This window comes from Streptomyces sp. NPDC031340 (assembly GCF_055569945.1).
This window is the reverse complement of record NZ_JBVIIE010000025.1, coordinates 38,232-55,536: the sequence shown is the minus strand read 5'-3', so window position 1 is coordinate 55,536 and position 17,305 is coordinate 38,232. Positions and strand designations below refer to the sequence as shown.

General features: G+C 68.2%; 12 protein-coding genes and 1 tRNA gene. 2 read left to right on the top strand and 11 right to left on the bottom strand.

The features are described from left to right. Positions 1-128 precede the first annotated feature (128 nt). The 10 genes from ACZ5GT_RS20830 to ACZ5GT_RS20785 all read right to left on the bottom strand — a co-directional run bounded on the left by ACZ5GT_RS20830 (position 129) and on the right by ACZ5GT_RS20785 (position 13,415). A complete protein-coding gene (locus ACZ5GT_RS20830) occupies positions 129-4,028 on the bottom strand; it encodes a DNA-directed RNA polymerase subunit beta' (protein WP_469026647.1) in 3,900 nt (1,299 codons plus the stop codon). Between the two features lie 94 nt (positions 4,029-4,122). Continuing rightward, positions 4,123-7,608 carry a DNA-directed RNA polymerase subunit beta gene (rpoB, locus tag ACZ5GT_RS20825; RefSeq protein WP_469026644.1) on the bottom strand — a complete coding sequence of 1,162 codons (3,486 nt, stop codon included), beginning with the start codon at positions 7,606-7,608 and terminating at the stop codon, positions 4,123-4,125. Between the two features lie 557 nt (positions 7,609-8,165). After that, a complete protein-coding gene (gene rplL, locus ACZ5GT_RS20820; RefSeq protein WP_469026639.1) occupies positions 8,166-8,549 on the bottom strand; it encodes a 50S ribosomal protein L7/L12 in 384 nt (127 codons plus the stop codon). Positions 8,550-8,666: 117 nt separating this feature from the next. Beyond that, a complete protein-coding gene (rplJ, locus tag ACZ5GT_RS20815; RefSeq protein WP_469026634.1) occupies positions 8,667-9,197 on the bottom strand; it encodes a 50S ribosomal protein L10 in 531 nt (176 codons plus the stop codon). Positions 9,198-9,491: 294 nt separating this feature from the next. Next, positions 9,492-10,430: an SCO4651 family lipoprotein gene (locus ACZ5GT_RS20810; RefSeq protein ID WP_469026628.1), complete on the bottom strand. Its 939-nt coding sequence runs from the start codon at positions 10,428-10,430 to the stop codon at positions 9,492-9,494. A gap of 194 nt (positions 10,431-10,624) precedes the next feature. Further along, positions 10,625-11,350 carry a 50S ribosomal protein L1 gene (gene rplA, locus ACZ5GT_RS20805; protein ID WP_469026623.1) on the bottom strand — a complete coding sequence of 242 codons (726 nt, stop codon included), beginning with the start codon at positions 11,348-11,350 and terminating at the stop codon, positions 10,625-10,627. A gap of 76 nt (positions 11,351-11,426) precedes the next feature. Continuing rightward, the gene (rplK, locus tag ACZ5GT_RS20800; RefSeq protein WP_031167035.1) at positions 11,427-11,861 is read right to left on the bottom strand and encodes a 50S ribosomal protein L11; all 435 of its coding nucleotides are present in this window, start codon (positions 11,859-11,861) and stop codon (positions 11,427-11,429) included. A gap of 169 nt (positions 11,862-12,030) precedes the next feature. Further along, positions 12,031-12,876: a transcription termination/antitermination protein NusG gene (gene nusG, locus ACZ5GT_RS20795; RefSeq protein WP_469026620.1), complete on the bottom strand. Its 846-nt coding sequence runs from the start codon at positions 12,874-12,876 to the stop codon at positions 12,031-12,033. A gap of 80 nt (positions 12,877-12,956) precedes the next feature. Then, positions 12,957-13,238 (bottom strand): preprotein translocase subunit SecE, encoded by a 282-nt coding sequence (gene secE, locus ACZ5GT_RS20790; RefSeq protein WP_469026616.1) that lies wholly within the window; start codon positions 13,236-13,238, stop codon positions 12,957-12,959. A gap of 104 nt (positions 13,239-13,342) precedes the next feature. Further along, positions 13,343-13,415 (bottom strand) — tRNA-Trp (locus ACZ5GT_RS20785). A 249-nt stretch (positions 13,416-13,664) separates the two neighbouring features. Between ACZ5GT_RS20785 and ACZ5GT_RS20780 the strand changes: the two genes are divergently transcribed. Both ACZ5GT_RS20780 and ACZ5GT_RS20775 read left to right on the top strand, forming a co-directional pair. Next, positions 13,665-14,891 (top strand): pyridoxal phosphate-dependent aminotransferase, encoded by a 1,227-nt coding sequence (locus ACZ5GT_RS20780; RefSeq protein ID WP_469026609.1) that lies wholly within the window; start codon positions 13,665-13,667, stop codon positions 14,889-14,891. A 133-nt stretch (positions 14,892-15,024) separates the two neighbouring features. Continuing rightward, positions 15,025-16,053 carry an adenosine deaminase gene (locus ACZ5GT_RS20775; protein WP_469026602.1) on the top strand — a complete coding sequence of 343 codons (1,029 nt, stop codon included), beginning with the start codon at positions 15,025-15,027 and terminating at the stop codon, positions 16,051-16,053. Between the two features lie 185 nt (positions 16,054-16,238). Here the strand turns inward: ACZ5GT_RS20775 and ACZ5GT_RS20770 are convergent, their stop codons facing one another. Then, complete coding sequence (locus ACZ5GT_RS20770; RefSeq protein ID WP_469026594.1) at positions 16,239-17,294, bottom strand: UDP-N-acetylmuramate dehydrogenase; 1,056 nt, start codon at positions 17,292-17,294, stop codon at positions 16,239-16,241. Positions 17,295-17,305 lie beyond the last annotated feature (11 nt).

The following is a 17,305-nucleotide window of genomic DNA, read 5'->3' as shown; positions in this document are numbered from 1 at the left end:
TGCCAAGCGGGCGTTTTCGGCACAGTCCCACGGCGGTGAATCACGGCATCGGGACAGGACCGTGAAGAACGCCGACGGGCGGCCACCCCTGAGGGTGACCGCCCGTCGGTTCGAGCGGACGCTCGCCGCTACTGGTTGTACGGACCGTAGTCGTAGTCCTCCAGCGGGACGGCCTGGCCGGAGCCGGTGCCGAACGGCGAGTAGTCGATGTCGTCGTAGCCGACGGCCGAGTACATCGCGGCCTTGGCCTCCTCGGTCGGCTCGACCCGGATGTTGCGGTAGCGGGACAGGCCCGTACCGGCCGGGATGAGCTTACCGATGATGACGTTCTCCTTGAGGCCGATCAGGGAGTCGGACTTGGCGTTGATCGCCGCGTCCGTGAGGACCCTGGTCGTCTCCTGGAAGGACGCCGCCGACAGCCACGACTCGGTCGCCAGCGAGGCCTTGGTGATACCCATCAGCTGCGGACGGCCGGAGGCCGGGTGACCGCCCTCCTGGACCACACGACGGTTCTCCTGCTCGAACTTCGAGCGCTCGACCAGCTCGCCGGGCAGCAGCTCGGCGTCGCCGGACTCGATGATCGTCACACGGCGGAGCATCTGCCGGATGATGATCTCGATGTGCTTGTCGTGGATCGACACACCCTGCGAGTTGTACACCCGCTGGACCTCGCCGACCAGGTGGACCTGGACGGCGCGCTGGCCCAGGATGCGCAGCACGTCGTGCGGGTTGGTGGCACCCACGGTGAGTTTCTGGCCCACCTCGACGTGCTCGCCCTCGCTGACCAGCAGACGGGCGCGCTTCGAGATCGGGTAGGGCATCTCGTCGCTGCCGTCGTCCGGGGTGATGACGAGCTTCTTGGTCTTCTCGGTCTCCTCGATGCGGACGCGGCCGCTCGCCTCGGAGATCGGAGCCACACCCTTCGGGGTACGGGCCTCGAAGAGCTCGACGACACGCGGCAGACCCTGGGTGATGTCGTCACCGGCCACACCACCGGTGTGGAAGGTACGCATCGTCAGCTGGGTGCCGGGCTCACCGATGGACTGGGCGGCGATGATGCCGACCGCCTCACCGATGTCGACCAGCTTGCCGGTGGCCAGCGAACGGCCGTAGCACATCGCGCAGGTGCCGACGGCGGACTCGCAGGTCAGGACCGAGCGGGTCTTGACCGTCTCCACGCCGTGCCGGACCAGCTCGTCGATGAGCACGTCGCCGAGGTCCGTGCCGGCCGGGGCCAGCACCTTGCCGTCGACCACGATGTCCTCGGCGAGGCAGCGCGCGTACACGCTGGTCTCGACGTTGTCCGCCTTGCGCAGCACGCCGTCCGCGCCGCGCTCGGCGATCGCCAGCTTCAGGCCGCGGTCGGTGCCGCAGTCCTCCTCGCGGATGATGACGTCCTGCGAGACGTCGACCAGACGACGGGTGAGGTAACCCGAGTCGGCGGTACGCAGGGCGGTGTCCGCCAGACCCTTACGGGCACCGTGCGTGGAGATGAAGTACTCCAGCACGGACAGGCCCTCACGGAAGGACGCCTTGATGGGACGCGGGATCGTCTCGTTCTTGGCGTTGGACACCAGACCGCGCATACCGGCGATCTGACGCATCTGCATCATGTTCCCTCGGGCGCCCGAGTTCACCATCATGAAGATCGGGTTGGTCTTCGGGAAGTTCTCGTTCATCGCCTCGGCGACCTCGTTGGTCGCCTTGGTCCAGATCGCGATGAGCTCCTGCGTGCGCTCGTCCTTGGTGATCAGACCGCGCTCGTACTGCTTCTGGACCTTCTCGTCCTGCGCCTCGTAGCCCTTGACGATCTCCTTCTTCGCCTCGGGAACGACGACGTCGGAGATGGCCACGGTGACGCCGGAACGGGTCGCCCAGTAGAAGCCGGACGCCTTCAGGTTGTCGAGCGTCGCCGCCACGATGACCTTCGGGTAGCGCTCGGCGAGGTCGTTGACGATCTCGGAGAGCTGCTTCTTGCCGACCTCGTAGTCGACGAACGGGTAGTCCTCGGGCAGCAGCTCGTTGAAGAGCGCACGGCCGAGCGTGGTCTTCAGCCGGAAGCTGTCACCCTGCTGCCACTCCGGCTCGCCCTCCTCGCGGGCCGGCGGGGTCCAGCCGCGCGGCGGGATGGTGCCCACCGGGAAGCGGATGTCCACGCGCGACTGCAGCGAGAGCTCGCCGGCGTCGAACGCCATGATCGCCTCGGCCACGGACGCGAAGGAGCGGTCCTCGCCCTTCACGTTCCGCATCTCGCCGTCGGTGGTGAGGAAGAACAGACCGAGGACCATGTCCTGGGTCGGCATCGTCACCGGACGGCCGTCGGCCGGCTTGAGGATGTTGTTCGAGGACAGCATCAGGATGCGGGCCTCGGCCTGCGCCTCCGCGGACAGCGGCAGGTGCACGGCCATCTGGTCACCGTCGAAGTCCGCGTTGAACGCGGTGCACACGAGCGGGTGGATCTGGATGGCCTTGCCCTCGACCAGCTGCGGCTCGAAGGCCTGGATGCCGAGGCGGTGCAGGGTGGGAGCACGGTTCAGCAGCACCGGGTGTTCGGCGATGACCTCTTCGAGGACGTCGTACACGACGGTGCGGCCGCGCTCCACCATGCGCTTGGCGCTCTTGATGTTCTGCGCGTGGTTCAGGTCGACCAGGCGCTTCATCACGAACGGCTTGAACAGCTCCAGCGCCATCGCCTTCGGCAGACCGCACTGGTGCAGCTTCAGCTGCGGACCGACGACGATCACGGAACGCGCCGAGTAGTCGACACGCTTGCCGAGCAGGTTCTGACGGAAGCGGCCCTGCTTGCCCTTGAGCATGTCGGACAGCGACTTCAGCGGACGGTTGCCGGGGCCCGTGACCGGGCGGCCGCGGCGGCCGTTGTCGAAGAGCGCGTCGACGGCCTCCTGGAGCATGCGCTTCTCGTTGTTCACGATGATCTCGGGCGCACCGAGGTCGAGAAGGCGCTTCAGGCGGTTGTTGCGGTTGATCACACGGCGGTACAGGTCGTTCAGGTCGGAGGTCGCGAAGCGGCCACCGTCCAGCTGCACCATCGGACGCAGGTCCGGCGGGATGACCGGCACGCAGTCGAGCACCATGCCCTTGGGGCTGTTGGACGTCTGCAGGAACGCGGAGACGACCTTCAGGCGCTTGAGCGCACGGGTCTTCTTCTGGCCCTTGCCGGTGCGGATGATCTCGCGGAGGCGCTCGGCCTCCTCCTCCAGGTCGAAGGACTCCAGGCGCTTCTGCAGCGCCGCGGCGCCCATCGAGCCGTCGAAGTAGGTGCCGAAGCGGTCGCGCAGCTCGCGGTAGAGGAGCTCGTCGCCCTCCAGGTCCTGGACCTTGAGGTTCTTGAACCGGGTCCACACCTCGTCGAGGCGGTCGATCTCGCGCTGCGCGCGGTCGCGCAGCTGCTTCATCTCGCGCTCGGCGCCCTCGCGCACCTTGCGGCGCACGTCGGCCTTGGCGCCCTCGGCCTCCAGCTCGGCCAGGTCGGCCTCGAGCTTCTTGGCGCGGGCCTCCAGGTCGGCGTCGCGGCGGTTCTCGATCTGCTGCCGCTCGACGGAGACGTGCGCCTCCAGGGAGGGCAGGTCGCGGGTGCGGCGCTCCTCGTCGACGTACGTGATCATGTACGCCGCGAAGTAGATGACCTTCTCGAGGTCCTTGGGAGCCAGGTCGAGCAGGTAGCCCAGGCGGCTCGGGACACCCTTGAAGTACCAGATGTGCGTGACGGGCGCGGCCAGCTCGATGTGGCCCATCCGCTCACGGCGCACCTTGGCGCGGGTGACCTCGACGCCACAGCGCTCGCAGATGATGCCCTTGAAGCGGACGCGCTTGTACTTGCCGCAGTAGCACTCCCAGTCCCGGGTCGGACCGAAGATCTTCTCGCAGAAGAGTCCGTCCTTCTCGGGCTTGAGGGTGCGGTAGTTGATGGTCTCGGGCTTCTTGACCTCGCCGTGGCTCCACTGACGGATGTCGTCAGCGGTGGCCAGGCCGATCCGGAGCTCGTCGAAGAAGTTGACGTCGAGCACTATGCGTCAATCCCTCTCAGGGTTGTGAGTCTTGGGGTCTGATACGGGGGTCCTGGGGCCGGGAGCCTTCACCAGGAAGGCTCCCGGACTCCCGTCAGACCTCTTCGACGCTGCTCGGCTCGCGCCGGGACAGGTCGATGCCGAGCTCCTCCGCAGCGCGGAAGACATCCTCGTCGGTGTCACGCATCTCGATGGACATACCGTCGCTGGACAGCACCTCCACGTTCAGGCAAAGGGACTGCATCTCCTTGATGAGGACCTTGAAGGACTCGGGGATGCCGGGCTCGGGGATGTTCTCGCCCTTGACGATGGCCTCGTAGACCTTCACGCGGCCGGTGACGTCGTCGGACTTGATGGTCAGCAGTTCCTGGAGGGCGTAGGCGGCGCCGTACGCCTCGAGCGCCCACACCTCCATCTCGCCGAATCGCTGGCCACCGAACTGGGCCTTACCACCCAGCGGCTGCTGGGTGATCATCGAGTACGGACCGGTCGAGCGGGCGTGCAGCTTGTCGTCGACCAGGTGGTGCAGCTTGAGGATGTACATGTAGCCGACCGAGATCGGCTCCGGGAACGGCTCGCCGGAGCGGCCGTCGAACAGCCTCGCCTTGCCGGACGGGAGCACCATGCGCTCGCCGTCGCGGTTCGGGATGGTGTGCTGCAGCAGACCCGCGAGCTCGTCCTCGCGCGCACCGTCGAAGACGGGGGTCGCGACGTTCGTGCCCGGGTCCACCTGGTCGGCGCCGATGACCTGCAGGCGCTGCGCCCAGTCCTCCGCGAGGCCGGAGACGTCCCAGCCGCGGCTGGCGAGCCAGCCGAGGTGGATCTCCAGGACCTGTCCCGGGTTCATTCGGGACGGCACACCCAGCGGGTTGAGGATGATGTCGACCGGGGTGCCGTCCTCCAGGAACGGCATGTCCTCGATCGGCAGGATCTTGGAGATGACACCCTTGTTGCCGTGCCGGCCGGCGAGCTTGTCACCGTCGGTGATCTTGCGCTTCTGCGCCACGTACACGCGCACCAGCTGGTTCACACCGGGGGGAAGCTCGTCGCCCTCCTCGCGGTCGAAGACGCGCACGCCGATGACCTTGCCGGTCTCGCCGTGCGGCACCTTCAGCGAGGTGTCACGGACCTCACGGGCCTTCTCACCGAAGATCGCGCGCAGCAGGCGCTCCTCCGGCGTCAGCTCGGTCTCGCCCTTCGGGGTGACCTTGCCGACCAGGATGTCACCGGCGATGACCTCGGCGCCGATGCGGATGATGCCGCGCTCGTCGAGGTCGGCGAGGACCTCCTCGGAGACGTTCGGGATGTCCCGGGTGATCTCCTCGGGGCCGAGCTTGGTGTCACGGGCGTCGACCTCGTGCTCCTCGATGTGGATCGAGGAGAGGACGTCGTCCTGCACGAGGCGCTGCGACAGGATGATCGCGTCCTCGTAGTTGTGACCCTCCCACGGCATGAACGCGACCAGCAGGTTCTTGCCGAGCGCCATCTCGCCGTTCTGGGTGGCCGGACCGTCGGCGAGGACCTGGCCCTCGATGATCCGGTCGCCCTCGTTGACGATGACCTTCTGGTTGACCGAGGTGCCCTGGTTGGAGCGGGCGAACTTGGCCAGGCGGTACGTGATGTACGTGCCGTCGTCGTTCGCGGTGGTGATGTAGTCCGCGGAGACCTCCTGGACCACACCGGCCTTCTCGGCCTTGACCACGTCGCCGGCGTCGACGGCGGAGCGGTACTCCATGCCGGTGCCGACGAGCGGGGCCTCGGACTTGATCAGGGGCACGGCCTGGCGCATCATGTTCGCGCCCATGAGGGCACGGTTGGCGTCGTCGTGCTCGAGGAACGGGATCATGGCGGTCGCGACCGACACCATCTGGCGCGGCGAGACGTCCATGTAGTCCACGTCGTCGCCGGGGACGTAGTCGACCTCTCCGCCACGACGGCGGACCAGGACCCGGGACTCCTCGAACCGCATGTCGTCACTGAGCGTGGCGTTGGCCTGCGCGATGACGAAGCGGTCCTCCTCGTCGGCCGTCAGGTAGTCGACCTCGTCGGTGACCTGGCCGTCGACGACCTTGCGGTACGGGGTCTCCACGAAGCCGAACGCGTTGACCCGGCCGTAGGACGCCAGCGAACCGATCAGACCGATGTTCGGGCCTTCGGGCGTCTCGATCGGGCACATGCGGCCGTAGTGGGACGGGTGCACGTCACGGACCTCGAAGCCGGCCCGCTCACGGGAGAGACCACCCGGGCCGAGCGCCGACAGACGGCGCTTGTGGGTGAGACCCGACAGCGGGTTGTTCTGGTCCATGAACTGCGACAGCTGGCTGGTGCCGAAGAACTCCTTGATGGAGGCGACGACCGGCCGGATGTTGATCAGGGTCTGCGGCGTGATCGCCTCGACGTCCTGCGTGGTCATGCGCTCGCGGACGACGCGCTCCATACGCGCCAGACCCGTGCGGACCTGGTTCTGGATGAGCTCGCCGACGCTGCGCAGGCGACGGTTGCCGAAGTGGTCGATGTCATCGGTCTCGACGACGATCGTCTGACCGCTGTCGCCGACCGTCTCGGTCTCACCGGCGTGCAGCTTCACCAGGTACTTGATCGTCGAGATGATGTCCTCGACGGTCAGGATGCCGGCGTCCAGCGGGGCGTCCGCGCCCAGCTTCTTGTTGACCTTGTAGCGGCCGACCTTGGCGAGGTCGTAGCGCTTGGGGTTGAAGTACAGGTTCTCCAGGAGCGTCTGCGCGGCCTCACGCGTGGGGGGCTCGCCCGGACGCAGCTTGCGGTAGATGTCGAGCAGCGCGTCGTCCTGGCCCTGGGTGTGGTCCTTCTCCAGGGTGGCGCGCATGGACTCGTACTCGCCGAACTCCTCGAGGATCTGCTCGGTCGTCCAGCCGAGCGCCTTCAGAAGGACGGTGACGGACTGCTTGCGCTTGCGGTCGATGCGGACACCGACCATGTCGCGCTTGTCGATCTCCATCTCCAGCCAGGCGCCCCGGGACGGGATGATCTTGGCGGAGAAGATGTCCTTGTCGGACGTCTTGTCGATGGAGGAGTCGAAGTAGACACCCGGCGAACGGACCAGCTGCGACACCACGACACGCTCGGTGCCGTTGATGACGAAGGTGCCCTTGTTGGTCATGAGCGGGAAGTCGCCCATGAAGACCGTCTGGGACTTGATCTCGCCGGTCTCGTTGTTCGTGAACTCGGCCGTGACGAAGAGCGGGGCGGCGTACGTGAAGTCGCGCTCCTTGCACTCGTCGATGCTGTTCTTCGGCGGCTCGAAGCGGTGGTCGCGGAACGTCAGCGACATCGACCCGGAGAAGTCCTCGATCGGGGAGATCTCCTCGAAGATCTCCTCGAGACCGGACTTGGTGGGGACGTCCTGACCGGACTCCAGAGCCTCCTCGACCCGACTCTGCCAGGCGGTGTTCCCGAGCAGCCAGTCAAAGCTCTCGGTCTGCAGCGCGAGCAGGTTGGGAACCTCGAGAGGCTCCTTGATCTTTGCAAAAGAGATGCGCAGCGGGGCGGTGCTGGCGCCGTTGTTCGTATTCGCGGTCGAGGCAGTGCGCGAGGCGGCCAAGAGGGGGTCCTTCCGAGGGCTCGGACTCACTACGCGCGTACCGGTCCCTCTCCCGTGCACAGAGACAGAAATCCCAGTTCAGAGATCATCCGGTCTTCGGTGCTCGAGCGAGGGCATGCCCCTGGTGACGGGCAGGGGACAGCTAACAGGCAGCGCAAAGGGTCAGTGTAGCCACTTGGCACACTGATGTCCAGCCCCGATTTTTCGTGACCCTCGTCGTCCTCAACGCCCTCGGCATGCTGCTCTCAACGCACGTTGATACTGCCCTCTTCGTCGTCGATCCATGCCTCGGATTCGGATCCTGTGACGACGCGTCCTGAGAATTGCGCGCTGCGTGCGGTTCGTCAAGGCCCCCTGCCCGGACCCTGGGCGGCCGGGGGCGCAACGAAGATCACCCTACCCCTCGCGAACGCGGGTTCAAGGCAACCGTGGCCGCGCCCCCGAAACGCAGAGGAGCGACCACCCGGATGGATGATCGCTCCTCGGTGCGTTCGCGTTACAGCCCCAAGGGGGACACGTTCAGCGCTCGCGAGACGCGGTACGGGACCGCGGAGGTGTTACTTGACCTCGACGGAGGCGCCGGCGCCCTTGAGGGACTCGGCGGCCTTCTCGGCGGCGTCCTTGGCGACCTTCTCGAGGACCGGCTTCGGGGCGCCGTCCACGAGGTCCTTGGCCTCCTTCAGACCCAGCGAGGTCAGCTCACGCACGACCTTGATGACCTGGATCTTCTTGTCGCCGGCACCGGTGAGGATGACGTCGAACTCGTCCTTCTCCTCGACGGCCTCGGCGACCGGGGCACCGGGGACACCGGCGGCGACGGCGACCGGGGCGGCGGCGGTGACGTCGAACTTCTCCTCGAACGCCTTCACGAACTCGGAGAGCTCGATGAGGGTCATCTCCTCGAACTGCGCGAGCAGGTCTTCCTGGCTGAGCTTCGCCATGATGGGCGATCCTTCCACTAATTCGGCAGGTGCCGGATGTACATGAGTGGCGGGCGTACGTTGGCCCGCTGTGACCTCCGCCGCCGTCAGGCGGCCGGGGTCAGAAAGCGAGCCGAATTACTCGGCACCGCCCTGCTCGTCCTGCTTGGCACGAAGCGCGTCCAGGGTGCGGACGAGCTTCGACGGGAGCGCCTGGAAGACGGCGGCAGCCTGGGACTGCTTGCCCTTCATGGCGCCCGCCAGCTTGGAGAGCAGAACCTCGCGGGACTCGAGGTCCGCAAGCTTCTTGATCTCGTCGGCGGACAGCGCCTTGCCGTCAAGGACACCGCCCTTGATGACGAGATTCGGGTTGTCCTTGGCGAAGTCACGAAGACCCTTCGCCGACTCCACCGGGTCACCGGTGACGAAGGCGACCGCCGTCGGACCGTTGAACAGGTCGTCGAGCGTCGAGATGCCGGCCTCGTTGGCCGCAATCTTGGTCAGCGTGTTCTTCACCACGGCGTAGGACGCGTTCTCACCGAGAGAACGGCGCAGCGTCTTGAGCTGCGCCACGGTGAGACCGCGGTACTCGGTCAGCACGGCGGCGCTCGAGTTGCGGAACTTGTCCGTCAGCTCGGCAACCGCGGCAGCCTTGTCGGGCCTCGCCATAGAGCCTCGGCCTCCTTCCGGGTGATTCGGACCGCGCGGACCCGAAGGAGGACTGGGGAAAACGAAACGCCCCGGCGCAGGCGCACGGGGCGGACTCGACCGGTCGTACAAGCGCGGACGCACGTACTCCGGGAGTTCTTCCACAGTCACCTGCGCGGGTCGCCCGCATTTTCAGCGGATCCTTCGGCCACCGCGCCCTCGTACGAGCGCACGGCAACGACCAGCGGTCTTTGGCTTCAGTAGGAGGGTAGATACATCGGGCTCGTATAGCAAATCCACCTGGGCCGATCAGGCTCAGGAGGCCGTGCCGGTCCCGCCCTGCTTCCGCAGCAGGGCCGTGAAGTCCTCGGTGTCGCCGGCCGGGGGCCGGCCGGCGGAGACCCGCACGCCGTAGTCGCTGTAGTACGCGGTCTGGGTGTACTCGCCGAGCGCCATCCGGCCCTTCTCGACCTTCTTCACCAGCAGGTTCCGGTCGTCGACCCAGATGTGCACGGTCTCCGTGGTGACGCCGGCCTGGGTGAGCCGCTTCTTGAGGTCCGCCAGCTGGCTCGCGCTGAGACCGGAGTTCTCGGCGGCGAGGTCGGCGACGTCCACGGTGCCCGCGTAGTGCGTGGTGTCCTCGCCGCGCACCTTCTCCGTGCCGACCTTCTCGACGTCGCCGGAGGCCAGCAAGAGCTTCACCGACTGGTTGGGGGTGGTGTTCCGCATCTGGTCCCGGAGGTAGGCGCCGGAGCTGCCGCCGAGGTCGGCGAGATCGTCGTAGCCGTACCGGATCCAGTGCTTGCCGCCCGCCCGCCGGGCGAACTTCTCGCCCATCCTGGCGTAGTAGGCGTCGGGCAGGTAGCGCGCCTCCATGGAGGTGGTGCCGAGCCCGCGCATGGTGTCGGCGATCCGGCCGCCGGTGTAGGTGATGGTGAGGTTGCCGACGAGGCCGTCCTCCCAGCCCATGGCGCCGTCGGCCGTCATCGACATCATCGAGCCCATGGTCGTGACGGACTCGACCCTGGCGGAGTCGGCCTCGTCGGTGGACCTCTCGGCGCTGCGCAGGGCCGCGACGGAACGCACGTGCGTCGCGCTCCTGCCGGACGCCCCGTCGTCCTTGCCGGAGCCGTCGGAGCCGCCGGAGCCCCCGGAGGAGCCGGAGCCCCCGGAGGGACCGCAGGCGACCGCTCCGGACAGCACGCTCACCGCCGCGACCGAGAGCGTCAGGCGGCGCACCGTCGTGCTCTTCATTCGTCCCACCCCTATGCGATCGCGGTGCCCGCAGGTCGGCGCGGGGCACTGACGGACGTGCGGAAAGACCGTACAGGCAAAGGCTGTTCGGAAAGACCGCAGGTAAACGGAGACGGGCCCCGCAACCAGGAGGTTGCGGGGCCCGTGTTCGCTGCGACGCGTCCCTGACGCGGCTGCCGGGGTGAGCTCGGGGCTCAGACGGCGGCCGGGTCCTCCTCGACGAGGAGGTTGCGGGTGCGGTTGGGGTCGACCGGGATGCCGGGGCCCATGGTGGTGCTGACCGCGGCCTTCTTGATGTAGCGGCCCTTGGCGGCGGACGGCTTCAGACGGAGGATCTCCTCCAGCGCCGCGCCGTAGTTCTCCACCAGCTTGGCGTCGTCGAACGACGTCTTGCCGATGATGAAGTGCAGGTTCGAGTGCTTGTCGACACGGAACTCGATCTTGCCGCCCTTGATCTCGGTCACGGCCTTGGCGGTGTCCGGGGTCACGGTGCCGGTCTTCGGGTTCGGCATCAGACCACGCGGGCCGAGGACGCGGCCCAGGCGGCCGACCTTGCCCATGAGGTCCGGGGTGGCGACGACGGCGTCGAAGTCCAGACGGCCCTTCGCCACCTCGTCGATCAGCTCGTCGGCACCGACGATGTCGGCGCCCGCGGCACGCGCGGCCTCGGCACGGTCACCGGTCGCGAAGACCAGGACCCGGGCGGTCTTACCGGTGCCGTGCGGAAGGTTCACGGTGCCACGGACCATCTGGTCGGCCTTGCGCGGGTCGACACCCAGGCGGAAGGCGACCTCGACGGTGCCGTCGAACTTGGTCGTGGAGGTCTCCTTGGCGAGACGGACGGCCTCGAGCGGGGCGTAGAGCTTCTCCCGGTCGATCTTGGCGTCCGCAGCGCGGAGAGACTTGCTGCGCTTGCTCACTACTGCTCCTGTTGGTTCTTAGGAGTTGTGGTCAGGGCCGAGCAGGCCCTCCCACGACTTCTGCGGGTGGTGGAGGTCAGCCCTCGACGGTGATGCCCATGGAACGGGCGGTGCCGGCGATGATCTTCGACGCGGCGTCCAGGTCGTTGGCGTTGAGGTCGGGCATCTTGGTCTGGGCGATCTCGCGGACCTGCGCCTCGGTGATCTTGGCGACCTTGGTCTTGTGCGGCTCGCCGGAGCCCTTCTCCACGCCCGCGGCCTTGAGGATCATCTTGGCGGCCGGCGGCGTCTTGGTGACGAAGGTGAAGGAGCGGTCCTCGTAGACCGTGATCTCCACCGGGATGACCCAGCCACGCTGCGACTCGGTCGCGGCGTTGTAGGCCTTGCAGAACTCCATGATGTTGACGCCGTGCTGACCCAGCGCGGGGCCGACCGGCGGGGCGGGGTTCGCCGCACCGGCGTTGATCTGGAGCTTGATGAGCCCCGTGACCTTCTTCTTCTTGGGAGGCATAGCTCTCCGGGTCCTTTCGATTCGGGTCCTGCCTGCGCGAGGGACGCGACCCTCACGCAGGCATACCGCACAACGATAACGGGTATGGATGCGCGGCCAAAAACCGAGCAGGTCAGGCGGACGCTCGCGCGTTCGCCTGACCTGCTCGGAAGCGGTTCGTCCGGAAGAACTAGTTCTTCTGGATCTGGTCGAAGCTCAGCTCGACCGGGGTCTCGCGACCGAAGATCTCGACCAGGCCCTTGACCTTCTTCGAGTCGGGGTTGATCTCGTTGATGGTCGCCTGCAGCGTGGCGAACGGGCCGTCGGTGACGGTGACCGAGTCGCCGACCTCGAAGTCCAGCACCTGGACCTCGACCTTGCGCTGCGGGGCCGGCTTGCCCTCGGCCTCGGCGGCCTCGCGGGCGGCCTTCTCCTCGGCCTCCGGGGCGAGCATCTTGACGATCTCGTCCAGGGTCAGCGGGTACGGGTCGTAGGCGTTGCCCACGAAGCCGGTGACGCCGGGGGTGTTGCGGACGACGCCCCAGGACTCGTTCGTCAGGTCCATGCGGACCAGGACGTAGCCCGGCAGCTTGTTCTGCTTGATCGTCTTGCGGTCGCCGTTCTTGATCTGGACGACCTCTTCCTGCGGCACCTCGGCCTGGAAGATGTAGTCCTCGACGTTCAGCGAGACGGCGCGCTGCTCGAGGTTGGTCTTCACGCGGTTCTCGTAACCCGCGTAGGTGTGGATGACGTACCACTCGCCGGGAAGCGAGCGCAGCTCCTCGCGCAGGGCCTCGACGGGGTCGACCGGCTCGGTCTCCTCCTCGACGGCCTCGTCCTCGTCCTCGGCGGACTCGCCGGACTCGTCCTCGGCGGTCTCGTCCTCGACGTGCAGAGCGGCTTCCTCGGCCGGTTCCCCGGCCTCGGCCTCGGCAGCCTCGAACTCGTCTTCCTCGTCCGCGCCCTCGACGATGTCGAGCTCGTCATCCACCGACTCGTCGGGCTCGATGGCGTCGTTCAGGTTCGGGTCAGACACGGTGGCTGCTTCTTCCTGGATACATAGGGGTGGAACACGCGAAAGGGGCGCCGGTAACCACGGCGCCCTTCGCTCTCGGTTCAGCCGAAGACGTACTTGGCGGCGTGGCTGAGCCCATAGTCAATCACGGTCACCAGAGCGATCATGATGGCGACGAAGAAGATCACGACGGTCGTGTACGACGTCAGCTGGTTGCGCGTCGGCCAGACGACCTTGCGGAGCTCCGCGATGACCTGACGGTAGAAGAGGGCAAGCCGCTTCAGCGGACCCTTCTTGGCCCGCTTGCCGCCCTTGCGGGCCTTCTTCTCCTGTGCCTCGTCCTGGGCATCAGGCGTGTCGATGGAGCCCACGGCGTCCGCCATTCGTCCTCACCTGATTCCGGGTCATGGCCGTGCCGCGCCCGGTCTGAGCCGCACGGCGGTGCATTGCTGTACGTACATGCGCACACCCTGGCGAGTGTGTGTAGCAGGGCCGGAGGGACTTGAACCCCCAACCGCTGGTTTTGGAGACCAGTGCTCTACCAATTGAGCTACGACCCTTTGGCTGTCCCCCAACGTACCGCATCCCGGTGGGTGCTCGATGTGCACCGGCCGTGCGCGGCCCGTGTGAGGCCAACGAGGAGAGAGTGTACGTGTTCCGGGGCCGGTCGTCGAACAGAAAGCGCCTGTAGGGACTTTGATCGTCCGGGATCGGCCGGACGGGCGGCCTGATCCGGACAGTTGTTCAGCCGCTGTTCAGTCTGTGAAACCCGCGTGCCGCGGGAGTTTCCGGTCTGAAACGATGGACTCATGAGCGCTGCAACCCCTCCCACCGAGCGCCGGGTCTCCGCCCGAGTCGGCGCGATCTCCGAGTCCGCCACCCTCGCCGTGGACGCCAAGGCCAAGGCCCTCAAGGCCGCCGGGCGTCCGGTGATCGGCTTCGGCGCCGGTGAGCCCGACTTCCCGACCCCGGACTACATCGTCGAGGCCGCGATCGAGGCCTGCAAGAACCCGAAGTACCACCGCTACACCCCGGCCGGCGGTCTTCCCGAGCTGAAGTCCGCGATCGCCGCGAAGACGCTGCGCGACTCCGGCTGGGAGCCGGACGTCTCGCAGATCCTCGTCACCAACGGCGGCAAGCAGGCCATCTACGAGGCCTTCGCCGCGATCCTCGACCCGGGCGACGAGGTCATCGTCCCGGCGCCGTACTGGACGACCTACCCCGAGTCGATCCGCCTTGCCGGCGGTGTCCCGGTCGAGGTGGTCGCCGACGAGACCACCGGCTACCGGGTGAGCGTGGAGCAGCTGGAGGCCGCCCGCACGGACCGGACCAAGGTCGTCCTCTTCGTCTCCCCCTCCAACCCGACCGGCGCGGTCTACTCCGAGGCCGAGACCGAGGCGATCGGCCGCTGGGCGCTGGAGCACGGCCTGTGGGTGCTGACGGACGAGATCTACGAGCACCTGGTCTACGGCGACGCGGTCTCCGTGTCCCTGCCGGCGCTGCTGCCCGAGCTGCGCGACAAGTGTGTCGTCGTCAACGGCGTGGCCAAGACGTACGCCATGACCGGCTGGCGCGTGGGCTGGATCATCGGCCCGAAGGACGTCGTGAAGGCCGCGACGAACCTGCAGTCGCACGCCACGTCCAACGTCTCGAACGTGGCGCAGGTCGCCGCGCTGGCCGCCGTCTCCGGCGACCTGCAGGCCGTGGCGAAGATGCGCGAGGCCTTCGACCGCCGCCGCAAGACCATCGTGCGCATGCTGAACGAGATCGACGGCGTGGTCTGCCCGGTGCCGGAGGGCGCCTTCTACGCGTACCCGTCGGTGAAGGCGCTGATCGGCAAGGAGATCCGCGGCAAGCGCCCGCAGAACACGGTGGAGCTGGCCGCGCTGATCCTGGAGGAGTCCGAGGTCGCGGTGGTGCCGGGTGAGGCCTTCGGCACGCCGGGCTACCTGCGGCTGTCGTACGCGCTGGGTGACGAGGACCTCGTCGAGGGCGTGAGCCGGATCCAGAAGCTGCTGGCGGAGGCGCGGGACTGACGGGACCGAAAGGTCCACGCACGCGTACGGGCCGCTTCCCCCTGGAGGGGAGGCGGCCCGTTTCTTCGTGCGAGCAATACCACGTACGGGCAATCCGCTACCGGGACCGCGGGGTGTGCGGCAGGATCTTCGAATGGAGCGTGTACGTGATGTCTCTGAGCTGCCGAAGGCCCATCTCCACCTGCACTTCACCGGGTCGATGCGGCCCACCACCCTGCTGGAGCTGGCCGACAAGTACGGCGTGCGGCTGCCCGAAGCGCTGACGGAGGCGCTGACCGGCGGCGAGCCGCCGCGCCTGCGGGCGACCGACGAGCGCGGCTGGTTCCGCTTCCAGCGGCTGTACGACGCGGCGCGTTCGTGCCTGCGGGAGCCCGAGGACATCCGGCGCCTGGTGCGGGAGGCCGCGGAGGAGGACCTGAAGGACGGCTCGGGCTGGCTGGAGATCCAGGTGGACCCGACGTCGTACGCGCCGCGGCTGGGCGGTCTGATCCCGGCGCTGGAGATCATCCTGGACGCGGTGGAGTCCGCGATGCGGGAGACCGGGCTCGGCATGCGGGTCGTGGTCGCCGCGAACCGGATGAAGCACCCGCTGGACGCCCGTACCCTGGCCCGCCTGGCGGTGCGCTACGCCGACCGGGGGGTGGTCGGCTTCGGCCTGTCGAACGACGAACGCCGGGGCATGGCGCGGGACTTCGACCGTGCCTTCCACATCGCGCGGGAGGGCGGGCTGCTGTCGGCGCCGCACGGCGGTGAGCTGGCGGGGCCGTCCTCGGTCCGGGACTGCCTGGACGACCTGTACGCGCATCGGATCGGGCACGGGGTGCGGGCGGCGGACGATCCGCGGCTGCTGAAGCGCCTGGCGGACCGGGGGGTGACGTGCGAGGTGTGTCCCGCCTCGAACGTGGCCCTGGGCGTCTACGAGAAGCCGGAGGACGTCCCCCTGCGCACTCTGTTCGATGCGGGCGTCCCGATGGCCCTGGGCGCCGACGACCCGCTGCTGTTCGGCTCCCGCCTCGCCGCGCAGTACGAGATCGCCCGCCGGCACCACGGCTTTTCGGACGAGGAGCTGGCGGAGCTGGCCCGTCAGTCGGTACGGGCGTCGGTCGCGCCGGAGGACGTGAAGGCGAAGCTGCTGTCCGGCGTGGACGACTGGCTGGCCTGACCCGGCCCGTCACGGCCCGCGCGGCCGGCGCGCGGGGTCCGCGCCGGCCGACCGGCGGAGGCGACGACCGACCGGCGGGGGCGCCGGCGTCCGGGCCGGTCCGCCCGGGTCCCTGCTCGGGCCGCTGGATGGAGGCCACGTCAGTGCGCGGGGCCACGGACTCGACGCGGTCGCCGGCCGGGGCCCTACAGGCTGACGCCCACCGTCACCGGTTCGTTGACCAGCGTGACGCCGAAGGTCTCGCGGACGCCGGCCACCACCTCGCGGGCGAGTGCGAGGAGGTCCTCGGTGGTGGCCGCGCCGCGGTTGGTGAGGGCGAGGGTGTGCTTGGTCGAGATGCGGGCGGGACCGGTGCCGTAGCCCTTGGTGAAGCCCGCCTTGTCGATCAGCCAGGCAGCGGAGGTCTTGGTGCGGCCCTCCCCCGCCGGGTAGGCCGGCGGCTGCACGCCGTCGCCGAGCTGTTCCCGTACGCGCGCGCGGAAGGCGGCGAACTGCTCGTCGGTGAGGATCGGGTTGGTGAAGAAGGAGCCGGCCGACCAGGTGTCGTGGTCCTCCGGGTCCAGGACCATGCCCTTGCCGGCCCGCAGCTTCAGCACGGTCTCGCGGGCGGCCGCCAGCGGCACGCGGTCGCCGGGTTCGACGCCCAGCGCGCGGGCGGTCTCGGCGTACCTGATCGGCGCGGACAGCCCGTCCGCGTCCTCCAGGAGGAAGCGCACGCGCAGCACCACGTACCGCTCGGCGTCGGACTTGAAGCGGCTGTGGCGGTAGGAGAACGCACAGTCGGCGTTCGGGAGGGTGACCGTCTCCCGGGTGGTGCGGTCGTAGGCGACGACCTCGGTGATCGTGGAGGAGACCTCCTGGCCGTACGCGCCCACGTTCTGGATGGGGGTGGCGCCCGCGGAGCCGGGGATGCCGGCCAGGCACTCGATGCCGGCGTATCCGGCCTCGACGGTGCGGGCGACGGCGTCGGTCCACACCTCGCCGGCGGCCAGCTCGAGCCGGGTGCCGTCCAGCGAGAAGCCCTTGGTGGCGATGACGAGCGCGGTGCCGGCGAAGCCCTTGTCGCCGATGACCAGGTTCGAGCCGCCGCCGATCAGCAGCAGCGGCGTCCCGGTGTCGTCGGCCTCGCGGACGGCGGCGATCACCTCGTCGTCGGTGGTCGCGGTGACGAGCCGGTCCGCGGGACCGCCCAGCCGGAAGGTGGTCAGCGGGGCGAGGGGGGCGTCGTGGAGTTCCTGCACGGGCCCAAGAC

Bases quoted from the DNA above. Each gene is read 5' to 3' on its own strand.
- rplL (WP_469026639.1), bottom strand. From the start codon at position 8,549: ATGGCGAAGCTCAGCCAGGAAGACCTGCTCGCGCAGTTCGAGGAGATG.
- rplJ (WP_469026634.1), bottom strand. From the start codon at position 9,197: ATGGCGAGGCCCGACAAGGCTGCCGCGGTTGCCGAGCTGACGGACAAG.
- ACZ5GT_RS20780 (WP_469026609.1), top strand. From the start codon at position 13,665: ATGAGCGCTGCAACCCCTCCCACCGAGCGCCGGGTCTCCGCCCGAGTC.
- rplK (WP_031167035.1), bottom strand. From the start codon at position 11,861: ATGCCTCCCAAGAAGAAGAAGGTCACGGGGCTCATCAAGCTCCAGATC.
- ACZ5GT_RS20775 (WP_469026602.1), top strand. From the start codon at position 15,025: ATGGAGCGTGTACGTGATGTCTCTGAGCTGCCGAAGGCCCATCTCCAC.
- secE (WP_469026616.1), bottom strand. From the start codon at position 13,238: ATGGCGGACGCCGTGGGCTCCATCGACACGCCTGATGCCCAGGACGAG.
- ACZ5GT_RS20810 (WP_469026628.1), bottom strand. From the start codon at position 10,430: ATGAAGAGCACGACGGTGCGCCGCCTGACGCTCTCGGTCGCGGCGGTG.